The sequence below is a fragment of the Thermoanaerobacterium calidifontis genome, from assembly GCF_055381745.1.
In genome coordinates, this window is record NZ_AP042436.1 from 422501 (window position 1) to 444847 (window position 22347).

Here is a 22347-nt window from a genome sequence, read left to right on the forward strand (position 1 = left end):
CGGGGCTAAAACATGCCACCGAAGCTACGGATTCTGAAAAGAATGGTAGGGGAGCGTACTGTACAGGACGAAGGATAAGCGAAAGCGAATCTGGACAGTACAGTAGAGAGAATGCCGGTATAAGTAACGAGAGTAAGGCGAGAAACCTTACCGTCGAAAGCCTAAGGATTCCTGGGGAAGGATAATCCGCCCAGGGTAAGTCGGGACCTAAGCCGAGGCGAAAGCGTAGGCGATGGAGAACCGGTAATAAATCCGGTACCACCGAAATCCGCTAAAAGAGAAGCAAGGACGCAGCGAGATAAGAAAAGCGTGCGGTTGGTAGAGCACGTCCAAGCAGCGACGAAAAGAGCTTTGAGTGAAGTACCAAAGCTCATAAGAGCTGTGATGGGGAGCCGAAAGGCGAAGTTTCGAAGGGGCTGCCAAGAAAAGTTGCTATCGAGGATGAGGTGCCCGTACCACAAACCGACACAGGTAGGCGAGGAGAGAATCCAAAGACGAGCGGGAGAACCCTCATTAAGGAACTCGGCAAAAAGACTCCGTAACTTCGGGAGAAGGAGTGCCGAAAGGCCGCAGAGAAGAGGCCCAAGCGACTGTTTACCAAAAACACAGGTTTCTGCTAAGTCGAAAGACGAAGTATAGGAGCTGACGCCTGCCCGGTGCTGGAAGGTTAAGGGGAAGGGTCAGGAGAAAATCCAAAGCTCTGAACTTAAGCCCCAGTAAACGGCGGCCGTAACTATAACGGTCCTAAGGTAGCGAAATTCCTTGTCGGGTAAGTTCCGACCTGCACGAAAGGCGTAACGACTTGGGCGCTGTCTTGAAGGGGGACCCGGTGAAATTGTAGTACTCGTGAAGATGCGAGTTACCCGCGACAGGACAGAAAGACCCCATGGAGCTTTACTGCAGCTTGTCACTGAATTTTAGTAATATCTGTACAGGATAGGTGGGAGGCTAAGAAATATGGGCGCCAGCCTATATGGAGCCGACGTTGGGATACCACCCTGATATTACCGAAATTCTAACATAGGAGCCGTAAACCGGCATATGGACACTGACAGGCGGGCAGTTTGACTGGGGCGGTCGCCTCCTAAAAAGTAACGGAGGCGTCCAAAGGTTACCTCAGCGCGGAAGGAAATCGCGCGAAAGAGTGCAAAGGCAGAAGGTAGCCTAACTGCGAGAAAGACAATTCGAGCAGGGACGAAAGTCGGGCTTAGTGATCCGGCGGTAGAGAATGGGATTGCCGTCGCTCAACGGATAAAAGCTACCCTGGGGATAACAGGCTGATCTCCCCCAAGAGTCCACATCGACGGGGAGGTTTGGCACCTCGATGTCGGCTCATCGCATCCTGGGGCTGAAGTAGGTCCCAAGGGTTGGGCTGTTCGCCCATTAAAGCGGTACGCGAGCTGGGTTCAGAACGTCGTGAGACAGTTCGGTCCCTATCCGTCGCGGGCGCAGGAAATTTGAGAGGATCTGCCCTTAGTACGAGAGGACCGGGGTGGACAAACCGATGGTGTACCAGTTGCAAAGCCTTTTGCACAGCTGGGTAGCCAAGTTTGGAAGGGATAAACGCTGAAAGCATCTAAGCGTGAAACCCACCTCAAGATAAGATTTCCCATCCGAAAGGAGTAAGACACCTTGAAGAAGACGAGGTAGATAGGCCGGAGGTGTAAGAGTAGAAATACTTTCAGCTGACCGGTACTAATAAGTCGAGGACTTGACCTTTAGCATTGTGCAGTATTCAAAGTTCATTTAAGAAAGCATAAATAGAGAAAAAATCTATCAAAAGCGAACGATTAATGAAGCTTTCGTGATATATCACGATGAATGTAGCGTAGTTTGGCGTATGAGCGAAAGCGAAAGCCGTCACAACGTATAGACGGCGTTAGCCAAAGTAGCGAAATGAATCGATGATATATAGAAAGCGAAATTTGTGAGCGTTGATAAGATTTTTTCAGAAGAATATGCAAAGAAAATGAACGAAAGATTTCCGGTGGCAATAGCGGAGGTTAAAAACCCGTTCCCATACCGAACACGGAAGTGAAGCCCTCCAGCGCCGATGGTACTGATTACTCGGGAGAGTAGGTCGCTGCCGGATAATATATTCCTCAGTAGCTCAATGGTGGAGCAACCGGCTGTTAACCGGTAGGTTGTAGGTTCGAGCCCTACCTGAGGAGCCAATACGTGGCCCCGTGGTCAAGTGGTTAAGACATCGCCCTTTCACGGCGGTAACATGGGTTCGAATCCCGTCGGGGTCACCATAAATTGAGGGCCTTTAGCTCAGTTGGTAGAGCGGTCGGCTCATAACCGATTGGTCCGGGGTTCGAGTCCCTGAAGGCCCACCATAAGTTAATAGATATTGCGGCCCAATAGCTCAGTTGGTTAGAGCGCCAGCCTGTCACGCTGGAGGTCGAGGGTTCGAGCCCCTTTTGGGTCGCCATTATTATACATAATTTTAATACGCCTCGATAGCTCAGTCGGTAGAGCAAGGGACTGAAAATCCCTGTGTCAGTGGTTCGATTCCACTTCGAGGCATTAATGAAAAAAAGAGTTTTAGCATTTGTGTTGAAACTCTTTTTTTTATTAATATCATTAACCTATAAAGAATTTCATCTTTTGTAAAGATTTTTTAGTTTTTTTATATCAAATACAGATTATTTTTATTCGCATTTTCTTATTTCTTTCTTTGAGTTACAAATTCATTTATGAAGCTTGTTGCTAATGATTTCTTAGTTTCGCATATATTTTGTATACAAAAAAGGGCATCGATAAAATCTCGATACCCTTAAATCCTCCAAAACCCAGAGCTGGCAAAGGGACTTGAACCCTTGACCTGTTGATTACGAATCAACTGCTCTACCGACTGAGCTATGCCAGCACCACACTAATATAATATATCATGAAAATTGATTTTTATCAAGTATCTATTTTGATAAATGGAAATATAGATTGGGTAACCATCAAAATTAAAGTCTAATGAATGGATATTGATATAAAATAGATAATTATTATTGGCTAATAAAAAATGTCTAATTTCTTGACTTTTAAAATTTAGAGTATCATAATAGAAGTTAGGATAATTATAAATGAATTAAAAGTCAGAGGGGGTCTATATAATATGAACACTAATTTTACTTATTTTATGCCGACAGAAATTATTTTTGGACCAGGCACACTGGAGAAGCTAGCTACTGTTAAATTGCCAGGTAAGAAAGCTTTGCTGGTTATAGGCAGCGGCAATTCTATGAGAAGGCATGGTTATTTGGATAGAGTTATTAATTACTTAAAACAAAATGGGGTTGATTACGTCGTCTATGATAAGATATTGCCTAATCCAATTGCGGAGCATGTTGTGGAAGGAGCAGAAGTGGCAAAAGACAATGGATGTGATTTTGTCATAGGATTAGGAGGCGGTAGTACAATAGATTCATCAAAAGCAATAGCTGTCATGGCCAAGAATCCAGGTGATTATTGGGATTACGTCTCTGGAGGCAGCGGAAAAGGCATGGAAGTTAAAAATGGTGCATTGCCTATCGTTGCTATCCCTACGACGGCGGGTACTGGCACAGAGTCTGATCCGTGGGCTGTTGTGACAAAGACAGAGACAAATGAGAAGATTGGGTTTGGATGTAAGTATACATATCCTACACTTTCAATCGTTGATCCTGAATTAATGGTGTCAATTCCACCGAAATTTACTGCTTATCAAGGCATGGATGCATTTTTCCACTCAGTAGAAGGATATTTGGCGACTGTTAATCAGCCAGGAAGTGATGTTTTAGCGCTTCAATCCATAAGCCTTATTACAGAGAACCTTCCAAAAGCTGTGGCAGATGGCAATAATATGGAAGCTCGTACTGCGTTGGCGTGGGCAAGTACCGCTGCAGGCATAGTAGAATCACTGTCATCGTGCATTTCTCACCATTCCTTAGAACACGCTTTAAGTGCATATCATCCAGAGATACCGCATGGTGCTGGACTTATAATGCTTTCGGTGTCTTATTTTAGCTTCATGGCTTCAAAAGTTCCTGAAAGATTTGTAGATATAGCAAAAGCAATGGGTGAGGAGATAGTTGGAAATACTGCAGAAGAAAAAGCCATGTGCTTTATAAATGGGCTTAAAAAATTGATTAAAAATATAGGAATGGAAGATCTAAGCTTGTCAAGCTTTGGAGTAACTGAAGATGAAGCGACAAAATTAGCGAAGAATGCTATGGATACAATGGGTGGATTGTTTAATGTCGATCCATACAAGCTATCATTAGATGAGGTAGTATCCATATACAAAAATTGTTTCTAACTGGTTTGAAAGCCGCTTATGCTTATGAATAAAGGCGGCTTTTTGCCATTGTTAAAGAGATAATTTCCTATCTATACTTGACAATATGTTATATTTATTATAAAATAAAAAAGTCGCTGCTGAAGTTAGCAGATATTGTTGGAGGGATACCCAAGTGGCTAAAGGGGGCAGACTGTAAATCTGTTGGCATTGCCTTCGATGGTTCGAATCCATCTCCCTCCACCATTGTGACCCATTAGCTCAGTCGGCAGAGCACCTGCCTTTTAAGCAGGGTGTCCCGCGTTCGAATCGCGGATGGGTCACCATTTTTATTTTAGAAAATATGAGATGAGAGGAGCTTTGAGGCTCCTTTATTTTATTTTTGGTGTTACAAATTTCACTATTTTACGATATAATTTATATATGATTAAGTTCGAGAGGAGTTTTAAAATGTTAATGAGAAAGTTGACTGAGGCTGAAGAAAACTTATTAAAGAAATTTGTGACGAATTTATACGGACCTGTTTATTTTATACATTCGCTTCCAGAATTTATAATACCTCCTATTAATTCAAAAGTAAGCAGAAAAGACACCAGTTGGAGGTTAAACATATTAGAATCGTTGACATCAGGAGATCTTGATATAAGCGATTTTTTAACGACACCAGATATTCCACTTGATGAGGCAATGCAGAAGGCAAAAGCTTTTCATGAAAAATGGGTGGAAAGGTTTGGACATTCGTCTATAGCAGAGCAGAATTTGATGCACTTGTGTATAGAGGATACCTCCAGATTTTTGTCTGGCGATATAGAATTGATGAATAAAAGACCGTCTTACATAGAGTGGAGCCAGAGATATCAAAGACCGAATAGGGACAGATTTGTAATGCCTCCGGAGCTTGAAAACTATCCAGAGTTAAAAGAGAAATTTATAAAAGTATGGAACGTGTCTTTTGATGCTTATGAGACGCTTGTAAGCAAACTTACCGATTATTTGAAGTCAACTATTGAAAAGAATAAACATGAAAGCGATAAAGCGTATATCGGAAGGATAAGTAAGATAGCTTTTGAGGATGCCAGATATGCTTTGCTGCTATCTGCAAAGACCAGCTTTGCTGTGGCGTTAAATGCCCTTGATTTGCAAGATATAGTCAGAAAATTGCAGTCCCATGGCACAAAAGAAGCAGAAATATTGGCAAGAAATATAATTGACGAGGCAGAAAAAATTGCACCAAGCATGATGAGACATTTGAGCCCGTCCAAATATCAATTGACTGTAAATAAAGAAATGGAAGATTTAGTTAAAAAATATGAATTAGAAGATGTACTTACGGATTCGGATGTTACTTTGATTGATTACACAGGTAAAAGCGGTGATATGACTTTCCTCGATATACTGACTATGCATATCATTTTTTCTTACACAGGGAAATCAGTTGAAAGCATTAAAAAAATGGTTATGAAGTTAGGAAGGGATGAAAAGGCGAACATTCTTAAATCAGCTTCTTCTAAGATGGATCAGTTTGATCATCTTATAGAGCCTTTTAGGTCTGTAAGGTACAAATTTCAGGTGAGATTAAGTGAAGCTGCATGGCATCAACTATTAAGGCATAGAATGATTAATTTTAATGCTCATAGGCCGACTATAGAGAACGGGTATACAATACCACCAAATATTGAAAAAGCTGGATGTACAGATGTATTAAAAAATGCCATTGATGAAGCTGAAAAACTATATGTGGAGCTACGTGAAAAATTGCCAGAGACAAGCTCGTATGTAGTTACAAATGCTCATAGGCGGATTGTTCTGATGGATACTGATTTGTGGGCTTTTGATCACTATGCTAATTTAAGATGTACGCCGGAGGCTCAATGGGATATAAGAAACATTTCATTTAAGATGCTTGATTTGATAAAAGAAGCGACACCTGAAGTGGTAGAATTTCTGGCGCGAAGAAAACAGTCGTGAGGTGATTAAATGGAGACTGAGTATAAAGCAATTAGTTTGCCCAAGTTGAATAATCTAAAACCTTCTTTGGAGTCGACGGCTTTGAAGCTTATGGAGGAAGCAGGAGAGCTGGCACAAGCTATAGGCAAATTCAGGGGTCTTAATGGTGAAAGCGTAAAAATGTCGAATAAGGATGTGGCTGAGAAAATATCTGAAGAGCTTTTGGATGTGGCACAAGTAGCTGTATCGATGATGTTTGTCTTAGAAGACCAATACAACATAAGCATAGATGAAAAGCTTAAAGAGCACATTGAAAAATTGAAGAAAAAAGGATATATAAAGTAAATATACGGCAATGCCGTATATTTTTTTTTCATGTGCACATATTAAATTTGAACGATTATGAAAGGAGGAATTAAGTTGCAACAAATTTCCAGCAAAGAATTGATGTACATTGATGATGTGCTTTCACTTCAAGAACACATGGTTAAATGTTTAAATGACAGTGCTTCAAGGCTTAAGGATCAACAGTTAAAAGCTCTGTGTCAAAATTTGGCCGACAGGTGCCAAAACAGTTTTAATTCCATAGCGAAAAATTTAGGATAAGGAGGGATACATATGATAGGTAGCACAGGCATGACAGATAAAGATATAATGATGGGCGTCTTAGGAGATTACAAGCTTGCCATAGAGATGCTTTCACATGCTGCAACAGAAGCAGCTAATGAAAACCTCAAAAGGGATTTTATTAACGCTTTGAATTCTACCTTTGAAGAACAAAAGCAAGTTTGGAACGCCATAAGTCAGAGAGGCTGGTATTCGGTAAAACCAGCGCAGATGCAAGATATACAAGAAGCGAAAAACAAATTTAGACAACCAGCAGGTGTTATGTAAAAAGAAAAAAATGTGGTACAATAATGGAAGTAGTATCTTACTACTTCCATTATTGTATTGTTTAAAGGAGTGATTATTGTATGTACGATCTCATTATACTGGGTGGCGGCCCAGCAGGACTTGCAGCAGGCCTCTATGCTTGCAGATCAAAATTAGATACTGTAATGATAGAGCAAATGTATGTGGGAGGACAGATAGTGACCACATACGAAATAGAGAATTATCCTGGATTTGACGGTATTAGCGGTCCTGATCTTATAAACAAAATGGAGTCACAAGCAAAAAGGTATGGACTGCAGATTTACAATGAAGAAGTCGTCGGCTTAGACATCACAGGCAGCGTAAAAAAAGTCACTACCAACAAGAAGACTTATGAGGCAAAAGCGATTATAATAGCTACAGGTGCTACACCTAAAGAGTTAGGGTTTGATAAAGAGAGAAAATTCAGAGGCTCGGGTGTTTCATATTGTGCTACGTGCGATGGGGCATTTTATAAGGATCAAGTAGTTGCTGTTGTAGGTGGTGGTGATACTGCAATGGAGGACTCAAACTACCTTACGAAGTTCGCTAAGAAAGTTTATGTGATTCATAGGAGAGATAAATTAAGGGCTTCTAAGACCCTTCAAGATAGAGCTTTTGCAAATCCTAAGATAGAGTTTATCTGGGACACTGTTGTAAAAGATATACAAGGAGAATACGGTGTTGAAGGATTAGTCTTAAAAAATGTGAAGACTAATGAGGAAACATCATTAAAAGTTGATGGTGTATTTATAGCTATAGGATTAAGCCCAAATTCAGAATTAGTAAAAGGTATAGTTGATACAGATGAGTATGGTTACATAATAACCGATGAAGACATGAGGACAAATATTCCTGGCGTTTTCGCTGCAGGAGATGTCAGGAAAAAGACATTAAGGCAGGTAGTGACAGCAACAGCAGATGGTGCCATTGCTGCATACGTAGCTGAAAAGTATATAGATAGCCTTTAAAATAAAGCCATCCATTAATGGATGGCTTTATCTATTCTTGATTGTCATCTTCTTTTTTATCGTCTTTCTTTTCACTTTCTTTGTTTTCAGCGTCATCGCTTTGCGCTTTAGTGTCGTTGCTGATTTCAGATTCTTTCAAGGAAGGTATTATTATTCTCTGTCCAGGGTATATGAGGGAAGGGTTTTGAATGTCAGGATTTGCCCTTAATATTGCATCGACTGTAGTATTGAATCTTGCGGCAATACTGTAAAGAGTGTCGCCAGGCTTTACCACGTATACCATTCTGCCTTCTTTATGATGTTCAAATGGTGGATTATATGGCATATTGGGAGCTGTTTTTGGCGGGCATGGTATGACGACAGTCTGACCTGGATAAATCATATTGGGATCCATAAAGTAGTTAGCTCTTAATATTTCATCAAGAGGAACACCAAATTTGTTTGCTATGCTCCACAATGTGTCGCCAGGCTGAACGATGTAATTTGTCGGACATGGCATATTGTACATTGGTGTTGTTGGTATGTTGTAGGTTTCGCCAAATGTGTTATATGCATAAGATGCTTCAGGTGCTGATTTCATTGGGGTATTTCCGCCTGGTATAAAAAGCATTTGTCCTGGATAAATTGTGTATGGGTAAAGTATGTTATTTACGTAAATAATAGATTCATAAGGGACGCCGAATTTTTGGCCTATTAGGTAAATTGTATCGCCAGGCATGACTGTGTAATAGACTCCAGTAACTGGTATTATCAATGTTTGGCCAGGATATATAAGCGATGGATTGACGATGTTGTTTCTTGAAATAATGGCTTCTACAGAAGTATTAAATTTTTTTGCAATTGAGAATAAAGTATCTCCGGACTTTACGACATACGTAAATTCCAATGTAACCATAATTATACTCCTCCTTTCCCTATTCATAATATGTATTTTGAATTTTATGGTGACATAGTTGCAAACATATTTGAATATTTTATATTGTGGTTTTGTTAATAAAAGTGGAGGAGAAATTCGGATGAAGCGGTATAGAGGTTTTTTGTTTGCAACCATAGTTTTAATGTTTATTGCTCTATTGAGCTTTTTAGGCAAAACTGTAGAGACAGTGAATCAAATTCCTTTGATGAATAGGATCGTCATAATCGATGCTGGCCATGGTGGAACTGATCCGGGTAAGCCCGGAAAATATGGTGAAGATGAAGATAAATTAAACCTTAAAATAGCGACAAAGCTTAAAGACTTAATAGAGGAAAGCGGTGGGATAACGCTTATGACGAGAGAAGATGACACATTGTCAGATAAAGACATAATGAAGGATTTAAAAAATAGAGTACATGCTGGCAATGATGCAAAAGGCGATATTCTGTTAAGCATTCACTTAAATAGTTTTCCCGATCCAAGATATAAAGGGGCACAGGTATTTTATCAAAAGAATTCAAAGGAAGGCAAACTTTTGGCAGAACTGATACAAGATGAACTTAGAAAGACGTTAGATCCCAATAATGACCGAATGGCTAAAGAAACAAGTACATTTTATATTTTAAGACACGCGAAAATGCCTGCCGTGATAATAGAGTGCGGTTTCATGTCCAATCCTGAGGAAGAGAGGCTTTTAAATGATGAAAACTATCAGTATAAGATTGCATGGGCTATATACAAAGGCGTAAATATGTATTTTAAAGAAAAATCTTGAGTCCTTGTTTAAAGGATCTTTTTTTTGTATACTTAAAGTAAAGAACACATACAAATTGGGTAAAATATTTGTATGTTACATTTATTTGAAACGATGGAGGAATTATGGAGATTGTAAATAAAATTATTGATAATGTAAATAAAGTCATTGTAGGCAAAAGTGAAGAAGTAAAGCTTGTCCTTATAGCGCTTTTATCTGGTGGACATGTCCTTATAGAGGACGTTCCTGGGGTTGGGAAGACATCATTAGTAAAGGCATTGGCTAAATCCATAAGTGCAGATTTTAAGAGGATTCAGTTTACGCCAGATTTATTGCCGTCAGATGTCATTGGAGTTTCTATATATAATCCTGAAAAAGCCATCTTTGAATTTAAACAAGGACCTATAATGAGCCAAATTCTTTTGGCAGACGAAATAAATAGAACGTCTCCTAAGACACAATCAAGTCTTTTAGAAGCTATGGAAGAAAGGCAGATTACTGTTGACGGAAATACTTATCATTTGCCTCGACCATTTATGGTAATCGCCACGCAAAATCCGATTGAATACGATGGAACATACAGATTACCCGAAGCACAGTTAGACAGATTTATGATTAGGATAAGCTTAGGGTATCCAGATGTGAAACATGAAGTAAACATGCTTAAAATGTTTGAAGCTTTAGATCCATTGGAAGATTTGAAACCAGTAGTATCAATTAAAGAGATTTTAAAGATGCAAGATGAAGCAAAATCTGTGTATATTGATGACAGCATATTGGCTTACATTATAGACATAGTGAACAAGACGAGAAATTCAGATATGGTGCTTTTAGGCGCAAGTCCAAGAGCAGCTTTAAATTTGATGAAAGCGGCCCAAGCGAAGGCGTTTATAGAAGGGCGCAATTACGTATTGCCTGATGATGTAAAATATCTATGCGTGCCAGTTTTGTCTCACAGGATAATATTAAAAAATGAGCTAAGATTTAATAGTGTGGACGAGAAAAGTGTCATAAAAGATATTCTGAATGCGACAAAAGTTCCGGTGGTAAGAAAGTATGCGTAACTTCATTTTATTATTGTCATTTACAGTTGTTTCTTTTCTATTTGCAGTCTTTACTGGCGGTGAAATACTGTATTATATTTTTTTTGCAGATGTAGTTTTATTGTTGTTGAACTTTTTATATGCAGCAATAGGCATTTTATCTGTATCAATAGAAATCGATATTGACAGCACCGAAATCCATGTTGACGATAAGATCAAGTACAGTATAAAGGTTAAAAACAAATTGTTCTTGCCACTGGCATTTGTGTCAATTGACGAAAATAATAAAAACTTTTTTCCCATTGCTACAAATTTAAATCCATTTCAGAAAAAAGTTATTAAGAGAAATGTTTTGTTCAAAAAAAGAGGAATATATACCGTTGGCCCAATTGTGGCAAAGATAAAGGATCCTTTTAGCATATTTCAAATGAAGAAGACGGTTAACAGACGATATAATATAGTGGTGTATCCTAAGGTATACGATATTGCTTTTGATTTGCCATTAGCTTCAGACGTAGGTGGATTTTCAAGCCGCGCTAAGCAGTTTGAAGATTACACAAATCTGGCAAATTTAAGAGAGTATGTGGATGGAGATAGCCTTAAAAAGGTTCATTGGCGGATATCAGCGAAATTGCAAAAATTATATGTAAAAGAATACCAGCATACAGCTTTGAGTGACGTTGCTGTTTTATGGGATTTGTATAAAAATCATTATAAAGCAGATGATGGGACTATAGATGAGATGACTGCAGAGTGTGTACTTTCACTGGCAAAATATTGTCTTATAAATGGACTTCCTGTACGACTTGTTGATTATGAAACGAATAAACCGTTAGCACAGTGTAGCAGAGTAAAGGATTTTAGTATAATTAAATTTTGGACTTTAAAATTGTTTCCTATTTATGAAATGGATTTTGGTAGAAAATTGTTTGAGTACGTAAGCTGCGCTCCCAAAGATTCTACCATAGCTATTGTTACTCCATTTATTGATGAAACATTATTGGCAGCTTTGTCACAAATCAATATTAATCAAAACATCGTAGTCTTTTATACCAACAAAGATAAATTGGATGAAAAAACGAAAAATGGACTGGAAAATTTGGGGATAAAACTAATATCTTGGAGAGATATGTATGAGGGTGTACACATGGAAGTTCAATATAATTGAATATATTATGACGTCATTACTGACGCTAATTCTTTCGCTTTCAGTATTTGTTGGATTGAATTTTAAAGTAGACATTGTAGAAGTAGTTTCTTTGATTTTGGCGTTTGTGGCGCTTTTGACTATTTTCTTAAAAAGACCGCAGCTTGTAGTTGCTTTTTTGTCTATTTTCATATTAGTTGATTTGTATTATTTTTACATGAGAAAAGATGTGCTTACGAAAGTCGTATTAGAAATTGATAAATACGTTAATTGGCTATATATATACATGGGTGAGTCAAGCTGGCCTGAAGGATTCAGTCAGTTGACAAACAGATACTTTTTTACTACAGTCTTGTTGAGCGTTTTTTTAATTTCGCTTATTATTACTTTTTTAAACAGGATTTTAAAGAGTTATTTTTTGACCATGTTATTTGGCATACTTGTATTAGTTTTTCAGTGGTACAATTACGTAGACAAAGCATACGTTTATTTAGTATTCTATGTAGCAGCAAGCTTTATAAACATGTCAGTAGTCAACTATCAAAAAGCGGGAAATGGAAAAGCTTCCATCGCAAGTCTTCTGGTTATCGTAATTTTGTTTTCATCTATAAGCACAGCTATAGCATACACAATGCCGAAAAATTTTCATCCTGTTGTGTGGCAGACACTAAATGATAAATTTTACGCTGCATTTCCATTTACAAAGACATGGAGAAATGGTATAGGGAGTACAAATGATGTAAATAACTTTACAACAGATTTCAGTTCATTTTCTCAAGATTTAGGCGGGCCAGAAACTGTAAGCGATCAGGTGGTAATGAGGGTAAAAGCTGATGAAAGTCTGTATTTAAGAGGCGAAGTGTTTGACACGTATGAAAACAATAAATGGACTAATTCAGCCGTTCAGCACAGTTTTGGACGCGATAATTACTTTCAACCGGAATTTGATAAGAACATTAAATACACGATCAAAAGTGTTGAGATTTATCCTATTGCAATGAATACAAATATCATTTTTTCGCCTTGGCAGCCTTACCATGTAAATATCAGCAATATATACGATAGAAATACATTAACCATGACGACAGCAGGTAGATATGTAAAAAGCTGGTATACAGTACAGTATTACAAGACGGAAACAAGTTCAAGTTCTCTGGAAAAGGACAAGGTATTAACTGGCAGTGACATGAGCATGTACCTACAGTATCCTTCCAGTCTTCCAGAGAGGGTGAAAGAACTTGCATTAAGCATCACAAAGGACAAGAAAACTGATTATGACAAAGTAAAAGCTATTGAGCAGTACTTGAGAAATACTTATAAATACAGCCTGGATGTGCCTGATACGCCAGAGGGAAGAGATTTTGTTGATTACTTCCTTTTTGACTTAAAACAGGGGTATTGCACATACTTTGCAACGTCAATGGTTATAATGCTTAGGACTATAGGCATACCTGCCAGATATGTTGTAGGATTTAAGATGCCTTCACAACCTGTATCAGGTAGTGAATACGACATTAAAGAGTCTTATGCACATGCATGGGTTGAGGTGCCTTTTCAAAACAGTGGTTGGGTGACATTTGAGCCGACGGCTGTTTATCAAGAGACTTACGCAAGTGCATCTTCAGTTAATAATAGCGATGTGTCAACAGTACAGAAAAATAATGATAGCAGCACTGTTCCTGTTACTAAGTCAAATGCCGACCAAAATGTGGCACAGAATAAGCCTTTAGGTAGTTTGCCTGAAAACAGCACTTCCAACAGAAAAACTTATAAAGTGGTGCTGTTTATTGTATTAAGCCTTTTATTAGCCACATATGCAGCTATCAAATATATTTTGTTAAAAAGACGTCTTACTTCAAGAAGAAGTGCCTTTTTGTACTATTACAACAAAATTTTAAAGAGGCTTGAAAGGAGAGGGCTTAAAAGATTTGACAGTGAAACTACTGTAGAGTTTCAAGAGAGAATATTGGATATTGGCCTTTCTGACTTCGACAAGATTACAAAAATTTATAATGATTTGGCGTACGGCAATATGGAACCATCAGAAGAAGATATCATATATATAAAGGAGTATCTTAAGAAAAATATGGGGCGTGAAAAGTTTAGTGGTAGTAAACCGGGTGATTTGTTTAATTGACATTAATATGTTATCGAATATATAATATATGTGGAGTTGTTATTATTTCTCCTGATAGGAGGCTTGCTGATGGTTTTAAGTTACGAGCCCGGAGTAAAAAGCAGAATCATGGTTTGCGTTACTCCGCAAAAGAGCTGCCAAAGGCTTGTTGAAAGAGGAGCAGAGAGGGCGAAAGAGACAAATGGGGAATTTTGTGTTGTGTATGTGAATAAAAACAATGATATATATAAAGATTTGAAAGAACACAAGATTTTAGTCGAACTCTTTGAGATGGCTCAGAAATTAGGTGGTAGAGTATCCATATTGGTTGGCAAAAAGATTTCAGATGCTTTGGCTGAATTTGCTGCTGAAAACGATATTACAGAGATAATAGTAGGCAAATCATTGAGATCTGCCTTTGACGTATTGATTCACGGAGACGTGATAAATCCTCTTATAAAACGGGTTGAGGAGAAAAATATAATCGTTGAAGTCATAGAATGACAGTCATTCTATGACTTTTTTCTTTAATTTAATCTACTAAGTTTATAGGATTTTCCGAATTATTAGTGTATAATTATTATGAGCAAGTACTAAAATTATATTAGTTTACAATTTTGCCTCAAGAGGTGAGCTTTTTGTTCAATGGCCTTATAGAAATAATAAAGACGATGAAAATAAATGACATCGTAGATATAGCGATAATAGCTTATGTGACGTACCGCCTTATATTAGTCATACGGAAAACCAGAGCCGAGCAACTATTTAAGGGAATCATAATTCTTTTAATACTTACAAAATTAAGTGAGTGGCTGCAGCTTAGGACAGTCAATTATATATTAAGCAATGCAATGACTGTCGGCGTTATAGCGCTTTTGATAGTATTTCAGCCGGAATTGAGGAGAGCATTAGAATCTCTCGGTAGAAGCGAGTTTATTAAGAGAAACTTTTTTATAATAAACGATGAAGTTCAGGATATAGCCGATGTCATAAGCGAGATATGCGATGCTGTTCAATTTTTATCCAGATCCAAAATAGGTGCTTTGATTGTTTTGGAAAGAAATACTGGTTTAAATGAACTCATAGAAACTGGCATATCTTTAGACTCCAAAATATCCAGTGAGCTTCTCATAAATACCTTTATACCAAATACTCCCCTTCATGACGGAGCGGTTATAATAAGAGGCGATAGGATAATGGCTGCTGGGTGTTTTTTGCCACTTACAGACAATCAGAATTTAAGCACTGAACTTGGCACAAGGCACAGAGCTGCCATAGGTGTAACTGAAGTGTCAGATGCCGTATCAGTCATAGTTTCAGAAGAAACTGGCACTATATCACTTGCTCAAAACGGAAGGATATCAAGACATCTGGATATAAAGACTTTGAAAGAAGTTCTTTTGAGTATGTTCAAAGCAAAAGACAGCAAAGGCTCTAACTGGTTTAAATGGGGGAATAAGCATGCTGAGTAAAAATCTTCCTATAAAGATACTTTCGGTTGTAATAGCGTTTATATTGTGGCTTTATGTGATGGGTGAGAAGAACCCAGAGATATCTTATGATGTAAGCAATATTCCTGTAAATATAGTAAATGTCAATACGCTCGACAAGAAAGGATTGACCCTTATAGGGGATAAAAATTTCTCGGTGACAGTCAGGATTAAAGGTCGAAGAAGTGACGTGATGAATGTAAGACCTTCAGACATACAGGTTGAAGCTGATGTCAGCAGGATAATAACAAAGGGAATAAATGTCGTACCTGTTGAAGTAAGTTCACTTCCTAAAAATGTGACATTTGTCTCTGCAAATCCTTCGGAGATAAAACTTGATGTAGATAAAGTATCACGAGTACAAATGCCAGTGCACGTAAAGGTCAATGGGGCCGTAATGGATGGCTTTGCCATGAAGCCTGCTGTGGCGACTCCTGGTGAAGTAGTGATTACTGGTCCTGAAAGCAAAGTGAATTTGATAAAGGATGTAGTAGCACAAGTTGATATGGCTAATAAATCAAAGGATGTAAGCATCTCTGTCCCTGTTGAACCGGTAGACAGAAATGGCAATGAAGTCAAGGGTGTAGACGTGAATCCCGGATATATTAAAGTGGATATAGATGTGAACAAGGCCATAAGAGTACCTGTAAATGCAAAAATATTTGGCAAACCTATGGATGGATATGATGTTGCCCAAGTAAGTGTCTTGCCTGAGTACGTTTATGTGACGGGAGATGATTCTGTATTAAACACCATCAAAAGCGTTGACACTAAGCAGATAGACATATCTGGCAAAAATGCGTCTGTCACCGAAAGCGTGCCTTTTGACCTTCCAAATGGCGTTAGCCTTGTGAAAAGCGATAGCACCGCAAAAGTTTTTATAGATATTGAAAAGGTGGTTACAAATAACATTACTATAAGCAGTATAGACGTTAAAGGTGGCGACAACAAAAATGTTACTATTTTAAATCCAAATATCGTAGTAACTGTCACTGGCCCAGAAAATGTAGTAGATTCGGCTACTTCCAATGATTTTAGCGCTTATGTAGATGCTACAAATGCGACTACAGGTACACAGACATTACCAGTAAATGTGACGACGAATTTGAATCTCAAGATAATCAAGGTAAATCCACAATCTGTGGACGTCAATATTCAGTGATCTTTATTTTATAGTAAAAGGATGATTAAAATGGATTTTAAACGACTTACCGTAGTTCTTGGGCATTATGGCACAGGAAAAACAGAAATAGCCATAAATTACGCAAGGTATATAAAGACATGTGGATATGATGTAGACATAGTAGATCTTGATATAGTAAATCCATATTTTCGGCCAAGAGAAGTGAGAAAAGAGCTTTTAGATGGATGGGGCATAAAAGTAATTGGTGTGGATGAAAAATACATGAATGCTGACATGCCGGCATTATCAAGAGATATATACAGTGTCATACAGGATGGGGAAAAGTATGCTGTATTTGATGTAGGCGGCGATGATGCAGGAGCAATCGCATTTGGGCAATATCACAATATATTAGCCGATAAAGATGTAGATGTGTTTTTTGTAATAAATGTAAACAGGCCGTTTACAAAAGATGCAGACTCTGCAATAAAGTACATGGCTCTTGTAGAAAATGCGGCAAGAATTAAAGTGACACATCTTGTAAATAACACACATCTGTCGTACGAGACGACGGCAGACGATGTAATAAAAGGGCTTGAAGTGACTGAAGATGTATCAAGAAAAACAGGAATACCCATTAAGATGACAGCCGCTAAAAGAGATGTGGCTGAAAAGCTTAAAAATATGGGATATGACGTTTTCCCTATAGATCTTTACATGAAAACACCTTGGAATAAAATATGATGGAGATGATGAAATTGAAGCAAGTCATATTTAACGAAAACTTGTGCAAAAGCTGTGAACTATGCGTTGAAGCATGTCCAAAACACATAATAGAAATGGACAAAGACAAATTAAACGCAAAAGGGTACCATCCAGCCATGATAAAAGAAGAAAACATGGAAAAATGCATAAGCTGCGGATTCTGCGCAATAATGTGCCCAGACACAGTCATAACAGTTATAAAATAAGAGGGGGATAGATATGGCAAAAGTACTCATGAAAGGAAATGAAGCGCTGGCTGAAGCTGCAATACAAGCCGGTTGCAGGCATTATTTCGGATATCCAATAACACCACAAAACGAAGTAACAGCGTACATGGCAAAAAGAATGCCAGAAGTAGGAGGAGTATTCTTACAAGCAGAAAGCGAAGTATCAGCAATAAACATGGTATACGGAGCAGGAGGAGCAGGAGCAAGAGTCCTTATCACATCATCAAGCCCAGGGATAAGCCTGATGCAAGAAGGAATATCATATATAGCAGGAGCAGAAGTACCATGCGTAATAGCCAACATAATGAGAGGAGGACCAGGCTTAGGAGGAATACAGCCATCCCAGTCAGACTACTTTCAAGCCACAAAAGGCGGAGGCCATGGAGACTACAAGCTAATAGTCTTGGCACCATCAACAATACAAGAAATGGCAGAACTAGTACAACAAGCATTCCACATAGCTGACAAATACAGAAACCCTGTAATGATATTAGGAGACGGAATGTTAGGCCAAATGATGGAACCAGTAGACTTTGACATCCTAAAAAAAGAAGAAAACAAAATAGAAGAAAAACCATGGGCCACAACAGGCATGGGAACAAGAAACAAAAGAAACATCATAAACTCATTAGAATTAGACCCGCAAATATTAGAAAAACACAACATAGAAATATTCAAAAAATACCAAAAAGCAGCAAAAGAAGAAGTACGATACGAAATGACAAACTGCGAAGAAGCAGAAATAATACTAGTAGCATACGGCACAATAGCAAGAGTCGCCAAAAACGTAATCGAAATAGCAAAAAGAGAAAACATCAAAGTAGGCTTAATAAGGCCCATATCGCTATGGCCATTTCCAGAAGAACCATTCAAAAAAACAAAAGACCGCGTAAAAGCCTACCTAACCATAGAAATGAGCATGGGGCAGATGGTAGAAGACGTAAAACTAGCAGTCAACGGACAAAAAGAAGTCCACTTTTACGGAAGAGTAGGAGGAATGGTACCAGAACCCATGTCCATATTAGAAGAAATCAAGAAAATAAGGGGGAAAAAATGATGGCAGTAGTATTTCAAAAAACAAAAGGACTAACAGACACACCATTTCACTACTGTCCAGGCTGCACACACGGCATAGTTCATAGACTTGTAGCAGAAACAATGGAAGAATTAGGAGTATTAGACAAAGCAATAGGCGTCGCACCAGTAGGATGCGCAGTATTCGCCTACGAATACTTCAACTGCGACATGCAAGAAGCAGCCCATGGAAGAGCACCAGCAGTAGCCACAGGCATAAAAAGAGTACACCCCGACAAAATAGTATTCACATACCAAGGAGATGGAGACTTAGCAGCAATAGGAACAGCAGAAACAGTACACGCAGCAGCAAGAGGAGAAAACATAACAGTAATATTCATAAACAATGCCATATACGGCATGACAGGAGGCCAAATGGCACCAACATCACTGATAGGGCAAGAAACCCTCACAACCCCGTATGGGAGAAACCCAGAAACAAACGGATACCCAATAAAAATGTGTGAAATGCTGTCAACATTAGAAGGAGCAGCGTACATCGAAAGAGTATCAGTGTACGACGTAAAACACGTATTAAACGCCAAAAAAGCGATCAAAAATGCATTCAAAGCCCAAATAAACAAAAAAGGCTTTTCAATGATAGAAGTCCTGTCAAGCTGTCCAACAAACTGGGGCATGTCACCAAATGAAGCACTAAAATGGATAAAAGACAAGATGGAGCAATACTATCCATTAGGTGTATACAAAAACACCTTAGAGGAGGAAAAATAACATGGAAGAGCGGATCATATTTGCAGGATTTGGCGGACAGGGCATCATGTCGATGGGGCTTATAATGTCATACGCAGGAATGATGGATGGGAAAAACGTATCATGGCTTCCGTCGTATGGGCCAGAGATGAGAGGAGGCACAGCCAACTGCCATGTTACCATATCTGACGAACCAGTAGGCTCGCCCATAATAAATGAGGCAACAGTAGTTGTTGCTATGAACAGGCCTTCTTTAGAAAAGTATGAGCAAGATATTGTAAAAGGCGGATTGCTGCTTATAAATAGCTCGTTGATTACTGTTGAGCACAAAAGAAGGGATATTGAAGTATACAGAATCCCTACAAATGATATTGCAAATCAACTGGGAAATCTCAAAGTGGCTAATTCAATCATGATTGGGGCTTTGATGGGTTTAAAAGACATGATCAGCGAGGTTTCTGTTAAAAGCGCGTTTGGCAAGGTTTTTGAAGGCAAAGAAAATCTCATACCTTTAAATATAAAAGCATACGAAAGAGGCAAAGAATTTATATCTTCTCAACTTGTGGCAAGATAAAACCTCCCATTGTGGAGGTTTTATTTTTAAAGAACTTTTTTTGCTGTTTTATCTATTATAGTTATAGGTGATATGAATGATTCTGTACTATTTTATTAAGGCCATTACTTTAGCGATTATATCCCTATTTTTTGGACTCAATGTAAATTTGTTAGGCGATTTGCCGGATGGACCATGTATATTTGTGGCTAATCACAAAAGCATATTAGACCCTGTAGTCCTTATGGATTCCATCGACAGGCGAGTTTTTTTCATAGCCAGCAAGGATTTGTATGAGATACCTATTTTAAATTTTATTTTAAGCGCTTTAGAAACAATACCTATCAAAAAAAATTCTGCAGATGTAAACGCAATAAAGAAAGCCATCAAGATGCTTGGTGATGGGCGATCTATCGCTTTGTTTCCAGAGGGGGGAATATCACTTGACAAAAGTATAATAAAAATTTACAAAGGTGCCATGTATATCTCATGCAAAACAGGATGCCCAATTGTACCTGTAGGTATAAACGGAACTGATGTTGTATTGCCTATGGGAGAGCACTTTCCACATGCAGGAAAGATTTCGGTTACGATAGGTAGAAGCATATACCCAGATGTGTCGATAGATAAAAATGATTGCTTGGATAAGATGGCTTATGAAGTGCTAAATTCATTAAATAGCCTTATAAATAACCGGGATTTAAAATAGCTGTGAGGGATTGAGGCAAATTATTCATAGGATTTGCTCATATATTAAGCATACTTGCGTTAAATTGCAATGGGCTTATTAGTGTGATAAAATATTATCGTATGATTTTTTGATACTGAAAGGAATGGATTATATGGCTAGATTATTTGGCACAGATGGTGTAAGAGGAATTGCCAACAAAGATCTTACGCCACAACTTGCATTTGAGCTTGGAAGAGCTGGTGCGTACGTTCTGACGGAATGTTCAAGAAGGCCAAAAATTTTGATAGGGCGTGACAGCAGAGTGTCTGGAGATATGCTTAAAAGTGCATTGACGGCAGGGCTTACGTCTGTTGGAGCAGAAGTCATAGACGCTGGCATCATACCTACGCCTGCTGTTGCATATTTGACAAGGCATTACAATTTAGATGCTGGTGTTGTCATTTCAGCGTCACATAATCCCGTTGAGTACAATGGCATCAAATTTTTTAATAAAGATGGATATAAGCTTCCAGATGAAGTAGAAGACAAAATAGAAAAGATAATAAATGAAAAAAGCCAGTTGCCAACACCTACAGGATTGGATGTTGGAAATGTAGTGGAAAGTGAGAGCGCACAGAGGGATTACATTGAATTTTTGAAATCTACTATAGATTGTGATTTAAAGGGACTTAGAGTGGTTTTAGATTGTGCGTATGGAGCAAGCAGCACAGTTGCACCTATACTTTTTCACGAATTAGGGGCAGACGTGATATTATACGGTTCACATCCAAACGGAGAAAAAATAAATGTCAAATGTGGATCTACAAATCCGAAAGTGCTTCAGGAGATTGTAGCTGGAACGGGTGCTGATGTAGGGTTTGCTTTCGATGGCGATGCAGACAGGCTTATTGCAGTTGATGAAAATGGCGATGTTGTAGACGGAGACCACATAATGGCTATGTGTGGTATACATCTTAAAAATACAGGGAAACTAAATAAAAACACAGTTGTCGTCACGGTTATGAGCAATATAGGATTAGACATAGCATTAAAGCAAAATGGCATAGATGTGGTAAAGACAAAAGTTGGAGATAGATATGTCTTAGAGGAAATGGTGAAAAATGGATACTCAATAGGCGGTGAACAGTCGGGACACATAATTTTCCTCGATCACAACACAACAGGCGATGGCGAGATAACCGCTTTAAAAGTGGCTGAATTGCTCGTTAAAAGCGGCAAAAAGATGTCACAATTGGCCAATGTCATGGTTTCATATCCGCAAGTTTTGATAAATGCAAAAGTAAAAAATGAGCTGAAGTATAAGTACATGGACGATGAGGATATAGCAAGAGAGATAGAAAAACTTGAGGAAGAGATGAAAGGGGAAGGTCGAGTCCTTATAAGACCTTCAGGGACAGAGCCATTAGTGAGAGTGATGGTAGAAGGCAAAGATCAAGAAAAGATAGAATCAATGGCCAGAGAATTGGCAAATTTGATTGAAAAGAAGTTAGGTTAACCATGTCAATAAAGGAGGTATTATTACTTCCTTATTAATATTATTAAATACTTTGAAAGGGGGAATGCCTATGAAACACACAACTGAATAAAAGCGCCTGGGCTTAGAGGAAACTCTAAGTTGACGAGGACAGGGTTAA

Annotated in this window: 21 protein-coding genes, 8 tRNA genes and 2 rRNA genes (1 of these 31 running past the window's edge); 29 read left to right on the forward strand and 2 right to left on the reverse strand. The window is 38.4% G+C overall.

Annotation, left to right across the window (positions count from 1 at the left end):
* The 7 genes from ACZ42G_RS02260 to ACZ42G_RS02290 form a co-directional block, all read left to right on the forward strand.
* Positions 1-1719 (forward strand): 23S ribosomal RNA (locus ACZ42G_RS02260) (it extends 1206 nt beyond the left edge of the window).
* Between the two features lie 264 nt (positions 1720-1983).
* Positions 1984-2092: ribosomal RNA gene (gene rrf / locus ACZ42G_RS02265) — 5S ribosomal RNA — on the forward strand.
* Between the two features lie 7 nt (positions 2093-2099).
* A tRNA-Asn gene (locus tag ACZ42G_RS02270) sits at positions 2100-2174 on the forward strand.
* Positions 2175-2180: 6 nt separating this feature from the next.
* Positions 2181-2255 (forward strand) — tRNA-Glu (locus ACZ42G_RS02275).
* Positions 2256-2263: 8 nt separating this feature from the next.
* Positions 2264-2339: transfer RNA gene (locus ACZ42G_RS02280), tRNA-Ile, on the forward strand.
* Positions 2340-2357: 18 nt separating this feature from the next.
* Positions 2358-2434 (forward strand) — tRNA-Asp (locus tag ACZ42G_RS02285).
* Positions 2435-2456: 22 nt separating this feature from the next.
* Positions 2457-2529: transfer RNA gene (locus ACZ42G_RS02290), tRNA-Phe, on the forward strand.
* A 270-nt stretch (positions 2530-2799) separates the two neighbouring features.
* On the opposite strand, the gene ACZ42G_RS02295 is transcribed toward ACZ42G_RS02290, so the two are convergent.
* Positions 2800-2872 (reverse strand) — tRNA-Thr (locus tag ACZ42G_RS02295).
* Between the two features lie 240 nt (positions 2873-3112).
* On the opposite strand from ACZ42G_RS02295, the gene ACZ42G_RS02300 reads away from it, so the two are divergent.
* From ACZ42G_RS02300 to trxB, 8 genes are all read left to right on the forward strand, one after another.
* Positions 3113-4294 carry an iron-containing alcohol dehydrogenase gene (locus tag ACZ42G_RS02300; RefSeq protein ID WP_464851180.1) on the forward strand — a complete coding sequence of 394 codons (1182 nt, stop codon included), beginning with the start codon at positions 3113-3115 and terminating at the stop codon, positions 4292-4294.
* A gap of 140 nt (positions 4295-4434) precedes the next feature.
* A tRNA-Tyr gene (locus ACZ42G_RS02305) sits at positions 4435-4519 on the forward strand.
* Positions 4520-4523: 4 nt separating this feature from the next.
* A tRNA-Lys gene (locus ACZ42G_RS02310) sits at positions 4524-4599 on the forward strand.
* 124 nt (positions 4600-4723) lie between these two features.
* Positions 4724-6241 (forward strand): FAD-dependent thymidylate synthase, encoded by a 1518-nt coding sequence (locus ACZ42G_RS02315; protein WP_464851181.1) that lies wholly within the window; start codon positions 4724-4726, stop codon positions 6239-6241.
* Between the two features lie 9 nt (positions 6242-6250).
* Complete coding sequence (locus tag ACZ42G_RS02320) at positions 6251-6565, forward strand: MazG-like family protein (protein ID WP_013787183.1); 315 nt, start codon at positions 6251-6253, stop codon at positions 6563-6565.
* A 57-nt stretch (positions 6566-6622) separates the two neighbouring features.
* Positions 6623-6826, forward strand: coding sequence for a hypothetical protein (locus ACZ42G_RS02325; RefSeq protein ID WP_038070178.1), 204 nt, complete (start codon positions 6623-6625; stop codon positions 6824-6826).
* A 12-nt stretch (positions 6827-6838) separates the two neighbouring features.
* On the forward strand, positions 6839-7114 hold the full coding sequence (locus ACZ42G_RS02330; RefSeq protein ID WP_464851183.1) for a spore coat protein: 276 nt from the start codon (positions 6839-6841) through the stop codon (positions 7112-7114).
* Between the two features lie 80 nt (positions 7115-7194).
* The gene (gene trxB / locus ACZ42G_RS02335) at positions 7195-8103 is read left to right on the forward strand and encodes a thioredoxin-disulfide reductase (RefSeq protein ID WP_464851184.1); all 909 of its coding nucleotides are present in this window, start codon (positions 7195-7197) and stop codon (positions 8101-8103) included.
* Between the two features lie 31 nt (positions 8104-8134).
* On the opposite strand, the gene ACZ42G_RS02340 is transcribed toward trxB, so the two are convergent.
* Positions 8135-8998 (reverse strand): LysM peptidoglycan-binding domain-containing protein, encoded by an 864-nt coding sequence (locus ACZ42G_RS02340; RefSeq protein ID WP_464851186.1) that lies wholly within the window; start codon positions 8996-8998, stop codon positions 8135-8137.
* 121 nt (positions 8999-9119) lie between these two features.
* Between ACZ42G_RS02340 and cwlD the strand changes: the two genes are divergently transcribed.
* From cwlD to glmM, 14 genes are all read left to right on the forward strand, one after another.
* Positions 9120-9794: an N-acetylmuramoyl-L-alanine amidase CwlD gene (gene cwlD, locus ACZ42G_RS02345; RefSeq protein ID WP_464851188.1), complete on the forward strand. Its 675-nt coding sequence runs from the start codon at positions 9120-9122 to the stop codon at positions 9792-9794.
* A gap of 104 nt (positions 9795-9898) precedes the next feature.
* Entirely contained in the window at positions 9899-10837 is a 939-nt protein-coding gene (locus ACZ42G_RS02350) for an AAA family ATPase (protein WP_464851190.1), read from the forward strand.
* Complete coding sequence (locus tag ACZ42G_RS02355; protein WP_464851192.1) at positions 10830-11984, forward strand: DUF58 domain-containing protein; 1155 nt, start codon at positions 10830-10832, stop codon at positions 11982-11984. The genes ACZ42G_RS02350 and ACZ42G_RS02355 overlap by 8 nt, the downstream gene beginning before the upstream one ends.
* Positions 11950-14100 (forward strand): transglutaminase TgpA family protein, encoded by a 2151-nt coding sequence (locus ACZ42G_RS02360; protein WP_464851194.1) that lies wholly within the window; start codon positions 11950-11952, stop codon positions 14098-14100. Before ACZ42G_RS02355 ends, ACZ42G_RS02360 begins: the two co-directional genes overlap by 35 nt.
* A 69-nt stretch (positions 14101-14169) precedes the next feature.
* Entirely contained in the window at positions 14170-14583 is a 414-nt protein-coding gene (locus tag ACZ42G_RS02365; RefSeq protein ID WP_013787192.1) for a universal stress protein, read from the forward strand.
* A gap of 134 nt (positions 14584-14717) precedes the next feature.
* Entirely contained in the window at positions 14718-15551 is an 834-nt protein-coding gene (gene cdaA, locus ACZ42G_RS02370; protein WP_464851196.1) for a diadenylate cyclase CdaA, read from the forward strand.
* A complete protein-coding gene (locus tag ACZ42G_RS02375) occupies positions 15541-16731 on the forward strand; it encodes a CdaR family protein (RefSeq protein WP_464851198.1) in 1191 nt (396 codons plus the stop codon). Before cdaA ends, ACZ42G_RS02375 begins: the two co-directional genes overlap by 11 nt.
* 30 nt (positions 16732-16761) lie before the next feature.
* Positions 16762-17436, forward strand: a complete 675-nt coding sequence (locus ACZ42G_RS02380; RefSeq protein ID WP_464851200.1) for a hypothetical protein — start codon at positions 16762-16764, stop codon at positions 17434-17436.
* A gap of 14 nt (positions 17437-17450) precedes the next feature.
* Entirely contained in the window at positions 17451-17663 is a 213-nt protein-coding gene (locus ACZ42G_RS02385) for a 4Fe-4S binding protein (protein WP_038069505.1), read from the forward strand.
* A 13-nt stretch (positions 17664-17676) separates the two neighbouring features.
* On the forward strand, positions 17677-18741 hold the full coding sequence (locus ACZ42G_RS02390) for a 3-methyl-2-oxobutanoate dehydrogenase subunit VorB (protein ID WP_464851201.1): 1065 nt from the start codon (positions 17677-17679) through the stop codon (positions 18739-18741).
* The gene (locus ACZ42G_RS02395) at positions 18741-19490 is read left to right on the forward strand and encodes a thiamine pyrophosphate-dependent enzyme (protein WP_464851203.1); all 750 of its coding nucleotides are present in this window, start codon (positions 18741-18743) and stop codon (positions 19488-19490) included. Before ACZ42G_RS02390 ends, ACZ42G_RS02395 begins: the two co-directional genes overlap by 1 nt.
* A gap of 1 nt (position 19491) precedes the next feature.
* Positions 19492-20043 carry a 2-oxoacid:acceptor oxidoreductase family protein gene (locus ACZ42G_RS02400; RefSeq protein ID WP_464851205.1) on the forward strand — a complete coding sequence of 184 codons (552 nt, stop codon included), beginning with the start codon at positions 19492-19494 and terminating at the stop codon, positions 20041-20043.
* A 76-nt stretch (positions 20044-20119) separates the two neighbouring features.
* Positions 20120-20731, forward strand: coding sequence for a lysophospholipid acyltransferase family protein (locus ACZ42G_RS02405; RefSeq protein WP_464851207.1), 612 nt, complete (start codon positions 20120-20122; stop codon positions 20729-20731).
* A 133-nt stretch (positions 20732-20864) separates the two neighbouring features.
* Positions 20865-22208, forward strand: coding sequence for a phosphoglucosamine mutase (gene glmM, locus ACZ42G_RS02410; protein ID WP_464852084.1), 1344 nt, complete (start codon positions 20865-20867; stop codon positions 22206-22208).
* Positions 22209-22347: the final 139 nt, after the last annotated feature.

Excerpts from the sequence above, each read along its gene's own strand:
- ACZ42G_RS02400 (WP_464851205.1), top strand. The coding sequence starts at position 19,492 with ATGGAAGAGCGGATCATATTTGCAGGATTTGGCGGACAGGGCATCATG.
- glmM (WP_464852084.1), top strand. The coding sequence starts at position 20,865 with ATGGCTAGATTATTTGGCACAGATGGTGTAAGAGGAATTGCCAACAAA.
- ACZ42G_RS02375 (WP_464851198.1), top strand. The coding sequence starts at position 15,541 with ATGCTGAGTAAAAATCTTCCTATAAAGATACTTTCGGTTGTAATAGCG.
- ACZ42G_RS02395 (WP_464851203.1), top strand. The coding sequence starts at position 18,741 with ATGGCAGTAGTATTTCAAAAAACAAAAGGACTAACAGACACACCATTT.
- ACZ42G_RS02405 (WP_464851207.1), top strand. The coding sequence starts at position 20,120 with ATGATTCTGTACTATTTTATTAAGGCCATTACTTTAGCGATTATATCC.
- ACZ42G_RS02300 (WP_464851180.1), top strand. The coding sequence starts at position 3,113 with ATGAACACTAATTTTACTTATTTTATGCCGACAGAAATTATTTTTGGA.
- ACZ42G_RS02390 (WP_464851201.1), top strand. The coding sequence starts at position 17,677 with ATGGCAAAAGTACTCATGAAAGGAAATGAAGCGCTGGCTGAAGCTGCA.
- ACZ42G_RS02330 (WP_464851183.1), top strand. The coding sequence starts at position 6,839 with ATGATAGGTAGCACAGGCATGACAGATAAAGATATAATGATGGGCGTC.
- ACZ42G_RS02350 (WP_464851190.1), top strand. The coding sequence starts at position 9,899 with ATGGAGATTGTAAATAAAATTATTGATAATGTAAATAAAGTCATTGTA.
- ACZ42G_RS02325 (WP_038070178.1), top strand. The coding sequence starts at position 6,623 with ATGAAAGGAGGAATTAAGTTGCAACAAATTTCCAGCAAAGAATTGATG.
- cwlD (WP_464851188.1), top strand. The coding sequence starts at position 9,120 with ATGAAGCGGTATAGAGGTTTTTTGTTTGCAACCATAGTTTTAATGTTT.
- ACZ42G_RS02380 (WP_464851200.1), top strand. The coding sequence starts at position 16,762 with ATGGATTTTAAACGACTTACCGTAGTTCTTGGGCATTATGGCACAGGA.
- ACZ42G_RS02355 (WP_464851192.1), top strand. The coding sequence starts at position 10,830 with ATGCGTAACTTCATTTTATTATTGTCATTTACAGTTGTTTCTTTTCTA.
- ACZ42G_RS02365 (WP_013787192.1), top strand. The coding sequence starts at position 14,170 with ATGGTTTTAAGTTACGAGCCCGGAGTAAAAAGCAGAATCATGGTTTGC.
- trxB (WP_464851184.1), top strand. The coding sequence starts at position 7,195 with ATGTACGATCTCATTATACTGGGTGGCGGCCCAGCAGGACTTGCAGCA.
- ACZ42G_RS02315 (WP_464851181.1), top strand. The coding sequence starts at position 4,724 with ATGTTAATGAGAAAGTTGACTGAGGCTGAAGAAAACTTATTAAAGAAA.
- ACZ42G_RS02340 (WP_464851186.1), bottom strand. The coding sequence starts at position 8,998 with ATGGTTACATTGGAATTTACGTATGTCGTAAAGTCCGGAGATACTTTA.
- ACZ42G_RS02360 (WP_464851194.1), top strand. The coding sequence starts at position 11,950 with ATGAGGGTGTACACATGGAAGTTCAATATAATTGAATATATTATGACG.
- ACZ42G_RS02320 (WP_013787183.1), top strand. The coding sequence starts at position 6,251 with ATGGAGACTGAGTATAAAGCAATTAGTTTGCCCAAGTTGAATAATCTA.